6 protein-coding genes and 1 pseudogene are annotated in these 5,518 nt (G+C 61.7%); 4 read left to right on the top strand and 3 right to left on the bottom strand.

Features of this window, described 5'->3' with window-relative positions; translation table 11 throughout:
- Positions 1-68: 68 nt before the first annotated feature.
- Positions 69-254: a hypothetical protein gene (locus tag ACGVJ8_RS04170; protein WP_392345704.1), complete on the bottom strand. Its 186-nt coding sequence runs from the start codon at positions 252-254 to the stop codon at positions 69-71.
- Between the two features lie 268 nt (positions 255-522).
- On the opposite strand from ACGVJ8_RS04170, the gene ACGVJ8_RS04165 reads away from it, so the two are divergent.
- The 4 genes from ACGVJ8_RS04165 (at position 523) to ACGVJ8_RS04150 (ending at position 4,665) form a co-directional block, all read left to right on the top strand.
- Positions 523-1,131, top strand: a complete 609-nt coding sequence (locus tag ACGVJ8_RS04165; protein ID WP_392345703.1) for a succinate dehydrogenase cytochrome b subunit — start codon at positions 523-525, stop codon at positions 1,129-1,131.
- Positions 1,128-3,047, top strand: a complete 1,920-nt coding sequence (locus ACGVJ8_RS04160; RefSeq protein ID WP_392345701.1) for a fumarate reductase/succinate dehydrogenase flavoprotein subunit — start codon at positions 1,128-1,130, stop codon at positions 3,045-3,047. Before ACGVJ8_RS04165 ends, ACGVJ8_RS04160 begins: the two co-directional genes overlap by 4 nt.
- Positions 3,044-3,772 carry a succinate dehydrogenase/fumarate reductase iron-sulfur subunit gene (locus tag ACGVJ8_RS04155; RefSeq protein ID WP_392345699.1) on the top strand — a complete coding sequence of 243 codons (729 nt, stop codon included), beginning with the start codon at positions 3,044-3,046 and terminating at the stop codon, positions 3,770-3,772. Before ACGVJ8_RS04160 ends, ACGVJ8_RS04155 begins: the two co-directional genes overlap by 4 nt.
- Positions 3,773-3,885: 113 nt before the next feature.
- Positions 3,886-4,665, top strand: coding sequence for a prohibitin family protein (locus ACGVJ8_RS04150; protein ID WP_392345697.1), 780 nt, complete (start codon positions 3,886-3,888; stop codon positions 4,663-4,665).
- Positions 4,666-4,674: 9 nt separating this feature from the next.
- On the opposite strand, the gene ACGVJ8_RS04145 is transcribed toward ACGVJ8_RS04150, so the two are convergent.
- The gene (locus ACGVJ8_RS04145; protein ID WP_392345695.1) at positions 4,675-4,947 is read right to left on the bottom strand and encodes a hypothetical protein; all 273 of its coding nucleotides are present in this window, start codon (positions 4,945-4,947) and stop codon (positions 4,675-4,677) included.
- Between the two features lie 473 nt (positions 4,948-5,420).
- A pseudogene (locus ACGVJ8_RS04140) lies at positions 5,421-5,518 on the bottom strand (tRNA glutamyl-Q(34) synthetase GluQRS); the annotation flags it as partial.

Below are 5,518 nucleotides of genomic sequence, written 5' to 3'. Positions count from 1 at the left end.
TCGTAGATCCCGTTGAGGATCATCAGCTGATCACTGGGATCGGCCTGCGGATCACCGGCCCAGGTGGTTCAAAGCAACATCTCCACGGAGAACTGGTCCTGCAGGGGATCGATATCGCTGATGTTGGTGACGTAGGCGCCGATCCGAAGCGCCGGGCCTTCCGGTTCCACCAGCTCCACCAGGGCCGTCCCCCAGTCGATCGGAGCGGGCCTCGGGTCCACAACGGCCTTGGCGCTCCATCCCAGCTGCGCCATCGACAGGGTGAGCGCGCAGGCCAGAGCAACCCAGACAAGTCGCTATGTCCAACGACGGGACCTCGGCCTCACGCCAGCAAGCGTTCACAACCTCCCCACGATGACAAGGTTGAACGAAGGCGACCAGCACGGAAACAGCCTTTTAAACCTTCTGAATACGATTGGCCTGGGAATCAGTGAAGACCCTGATGTCGAAAAAACTTGTCGATAGCAGGTATCGTCCCAGCCGAAATCCTGTGGCCTGGGGTTAATGCAGGATCCAACCTTGATGCGTATTGGCTCGGCCATCAGCGGGTTGCTGCTGGTGCTGTTTCTGGTAGTTCATCTAGCCGGTTTGTTGCCCGCGCTGATCGCACCGGTGCAGTTCGAGCACTACGCCACGGCCCTGCATCACCAGCCATGGCTGCCGGTGTTGGAAGTCAGCCTTGCCGCCACCGCAGCCGTGCATCTGAGCTTCACCGTCGCCAAATCGCTGCGGACTCGGGGTGCTGGAAACACAGCGGCGCTGCGCAGCCGGCGCGGTCGTCCGCTCGAGGCATTCGCCAGCCGCAGCAAGTTGGCTGCCGGTGTAATCACCTTGGGATTTCTGGCCCTGCACCTGCAGCAACTGCGCTGGCCACGCCCGACCGATGGGCTGGAACGAGAGGTGCAGCAGCAGGTGCTGCAGCACCCGATCAGTCTGGTGGTTTATGCCGCCGGAAGCCTGGCCATTGGCCTGCATCTGCTCCATGGCGCGGAAGCAGCCCACCGCAACCTGGGTCTGCTCACCCCGGCCAACGGCCCCAGCATCCGCTGGGGAGGTTGCCTCTTGGCGTCGGGGATCGCTGGAGGCTTCCTGCTGATCAGCCTGGGACTGGCCCTCGGAGGCTTGGCATGACGAACGGACTGCCTGATCCCAGAATTCCCGCCGGTCCGCTCGCCGATGCCTGGCGACGGACCCGCGAAGGATTGCCGCTGATCAGCCCTCTGCGCAAAAGGGATATAGATGTGCTCGTGGTGGGTACCGGCCTGGCGGGCGCTTCCGCCGCTGCGACACTGGCCCAACAGGGCTACCGGGTCACGGTGCTCAGCTTTCACGACAGCCCGCGACGTGCCCATTCGGTGGCCGCCCAGGGGGGGATCAATGCCGCACGTTCTGTGGCGGTGGATGGCGACAGCGTCAGCCGCCTATTCGCCGACACCCTCAAAGGAGGCGACTTCCGCGCCCGGGAAGCGGGCTGCCAGCGGCTGGCAGAAATCAGCAGCGGCATCATCGATCAATGCGTGGCCCAGGGGGTGCCTTTCGCGCGCGAATACGGCGGCAGCCTGGCCACCCGCAGTTTTGGCGGGGCCCTGGTGAGCCGTACCTTCTATGCCCGGGGGCAGACCGGTCAACAATTGCTTTATGGCGCCTACCAGGCCTTGATGCGCCAGGTGGAGCTGGGCCGCATTCAACTGCTCACCCGCCGGGACGTACTCGAGCTGATCACCGTGGATGGGGTTGCCCATGGTGTGGTGGCGCACCACCTGCTGAGCGGTGAGCTGGAGGTCCACACCGCCCGCACGATTCTGCTCTGCACCGGCGGTTACAGCAACGTCTACTTCCTCTCCACCAACGCACTGAAGTCGAACACCAGTGCGATCTGGAAGGCCCACCGCAAAGGGGCACTGTTCGCCAATCCCTGCTTCACCCAGATTCATCCCACCTGCATTCCCAGTGGCGATGTCTTCCAGAGCAAGCTGACGCTCATGAGCGAAAGCCTACGCAATGACGGGCGCATCTGGCTGCCCAAGAACCCCGGCGAGACACGTCAACCCGATGCGATACCCGAAGAGGAGCGCGACTACTTCCTCGAAAGGCTATATCCCACCTACGGCAACATGACGCCGCGGGACGTCGCCTCCAGGCGGACCAGAGAACTCTGCAACGTGGGGCGGGGTGTTGGCCCAGGGGGACGATCGGTGTACCTCGACCTCACCGATGCCATCAACGCCGAAGGCAAAGACGCCATTGCCGCCCGCTACGGCAACTTGATGACGATGTACGAGCGCATCAGCGGCGACGACCCGTACAAGAAGCCCATGCGGATCTATCCCGCCCCCCACTACACGATGGGCGGCCTCTGGGTGGACTACCACCTGATGAGTTCCATCCCAGGCCTGTTTGTTTTAGGGGAAGCGAACTACTCCGAACATGGCGCCAACCGCCTGGGCGCCAGCGCCCTGATGCAAGGGCTCGCCGATGGCTACTTCATTGCGCCGTTCACGGTCACGGCCTGGCTGGCGGGCACCCCGACGCAGGATGTGCCCACGGATCACCCGGCCTGCCGCGAGGCCTTGGAGAGCACCCGCCGCCGCATCAGCCAATTGATCAAGAGCGAAGGCAACACCCCGGTGGACAGCTTCCATCGCGAGCTGGGGAGCGTGATGATCGACCGCTGCGGCATCAGCCGCCATGCCGATGGTCTGCGGGAGGGGCTGGAGCAGGTGAAGGTGCTGGAAAAGCGGTTCGAGGCCGAGGTGCGGGTGCCGGGCGAGGCCAGTGGCCCCAATGCCGAGCTGGAGAAAGCGCTGCGGGTCAAAGACTTCTTCGGGCTAGCCCAGCTGATGCTGCGGGATGCCCTGGCCCGGGAGGAGTCCTGCGGTGCCCACTTCCGCGAGGAACACCAAAGTGACGATGGCGAAGCCCGACGGGACGACGTGAACTTCGCCCACATCGCCGCCTGGGAGCACAACACCGACGGTGAGCCAATCCGCCACAGCGAACCGCTGCAGTTCACCGCGCTGCAACCCAGCACCCGGAGCTACAAATGAAACTCACCCTGCGCATCTGGCGCCAGAGCAGCGTCGATCAACCCGGTGATTACCAGAGCCATCGGCTGGAGAACATCTCCCCCGACCTCTCCCTGCTGGAGGCCCTCGATCAGCTCAACGAACAACTGATCAGCTCCGGAGAACGGCCGGTGAGCTTCGAGCACGACTGCCGCGAAGGCATCTGCGGCAGCTGCGGCTTCCTGGTGAACGGCCAGGCCCATGGCCCTCGGGGCGCCACCTCCGTGTGTCAGCTCTACCTGCGGGAGTTCAGCGATGGTGCGGTGCTGACCCTGGATCCATGGCGAGCCAAGGCCTTCCCTACGATCCAGGATCTGATGGTGGATCGCTCCGCCTTCGACCGGCTGATCGCGGCCGGCGGCTACTGCTCAACGGGCACCGGCCAGGCCCCGGACGGCAATGCCATGCCCGTGGGCCAGGAGCAGGCCACCAGCGCCTTCAGTACGGCAACCTGCATTGGTTGTGGCGCCTGCGTCGCCAATTGCCGTAATGCCTCGGCAAGCCTGTTCGTGGCCGCCAAGCTGGCGCACTTGGGGCAACTGCCGCAGGGGCAACCAGAACGGGCCAGCCGCGCCGACGCCATGCAACGCCAGATGGAGGCCGAGGGCTTCGGCAGCTGCAGCAGCAACCTCGAATGCGAGGCAGTCTGTCCACAGGAGATTTCCGCAGACTGGATCAGCTGGATGCATCGGGAACGCAGAAGCTAACTGGGCACAAACAACACAATCGCTGCTGCACCAGCCCAGACATCATCAGAAACTTTTTGCTGACGACCAATAACGAATCACTACTATTTTAAATATCAATTCAAACCAGTAACATGCAAGCCAACCCCCAGCCGGAGCAGATCACCAAAACCGTGGCGGGCGTGACCACGGTCTTCATTGGTGGCATTGCTCTGCTCTCCAGTGTGTTCATTGTTCCCGCCGGTGAAGTTGGCGTGGTCACCACCCTTGGGAAAGTCTCCAACACCCCAAGAGAGCCGGGATTGAACCTCAAACTTCCGTTCATTCAGTCGACCCATAATTTCAGCGTCAGAACGCAGGTCATCCCCGAAAAATTTTCAACGCTCACCAAAGACCTGCAGGTGATCGAAGCCACAGCAACGGTGAAATATGCGGTCAAGCCCGGGGAAGCCCCAAGGATCTACAGCACGATTGCCATCGATGACTCTGCGATTTACGCCAGGGTGATTCAGCCATCACTGCTGAAATCCCTGAAATCGGTGTTCTCAAAGTATGAACTCGACACCATCGCCACCGACTGGAACAACATTTCCACCCTTGTGCAGAAAAGCGTCTCCAATGAGCTGAGCAAATTCGACTATGTGGCTGTCAAAGGCCTGGACATTACTGGCCTCAAGATTGCTGAGGAATACCGAGCGGCAATCGAGCAGAAGCAAATCGCGCAACAGCAACTTCTGCGCGCTAAAACAGAGGTTCAGATTGCCGAGCAAGAGGCCCTGAAGTTTCAGACCTTGACCCGCTCGCTCAATGACAGCGTTCTTTACAAGCTGTTCCTCGACAAGTGGGACGGAAAAACAAAGGTGGTTCCGCCCATTCGTGGGGGCAGCACGCCGCCGGTGATTGTTGGCCAATAACGGGATGCGTCAGAGCCCAGCGCAGCCGTGGGTCGCAGCCTGCAGGTCGGCAATGGCCTCGGCGCCGCGGCCCGCCTGCATCTGCTGCATCACCAGATCCGCCTGAACCCCCAACAGCAAGGTCTGGCATGGATAGGCACTGCGGGCTGACGCCTGTCGCTGCAGTGCCTCCGCCTCGATTAAGGCTTGTTCACAGAGCTGAGGCTGACGGGCCTCAAAGCAGCGCTTTGCTCGGGCCTGAAAGGCTGCCAAGGGCGACGCCAGTACCACAGGGGCCGCCATGGCGAGGAGTAGCAGGACTGTGTCGGAGCGCGCGAGCAGGGCTCAGGGGAGCGATTTGCTGAGATGATGCCTCAACTTCGACCCATCACCCCACCGTGTACACCGACTGGACCGCCATTGCCCTGCTGCTGTTCACCGCGGTGCCACTGTTGATCGTTGTGGCGACGGTCACCTACTTCGTGATCCAGAACGATCAGAAGACTCCCCTGGGCTGAGGATCAAGCCAGGGGCCGAGTTGGACAGCTGAGTTTGGCCAGGCCTGGGGTGTTGAGTGGCTGGTGGTTCAACGGTGCTGATTGCACCGCTGAATTAATCTGGCCGGTCCCCAGACAGACGATGCAGGTTCGGAAGCGATCCCCCGACACCCGCTGCATCCCACTGCCACCACAGACGGTGCACGTGCACATGATCCCAAGGATCAGACGATGGATTCAGTGTGGGTCGAAAACCCGCCACTGATCCCAAAGTGTTCCTTAAGAAATCACTGCATTGATCTTCTGCTGCGTCAAGTGTTCGAGCAACTCTGTTGCACTCAGACGCGCACCAGGATCCAGCAGCTGAAGACCCGAGG

Origin of the sequence: Parasynechococcus sp. (assembly GCF_042954245.1) — a bacterium.
Taxonomy (GTDB): Bacteria; Cyanobacteriota; Cyanobacteriia; order PCC-6307; family Cyanobiaceae; genus Parasynechococcus.
This window is presented reverse-complemented; position numbering and strand designations above follow the sequence as displayed.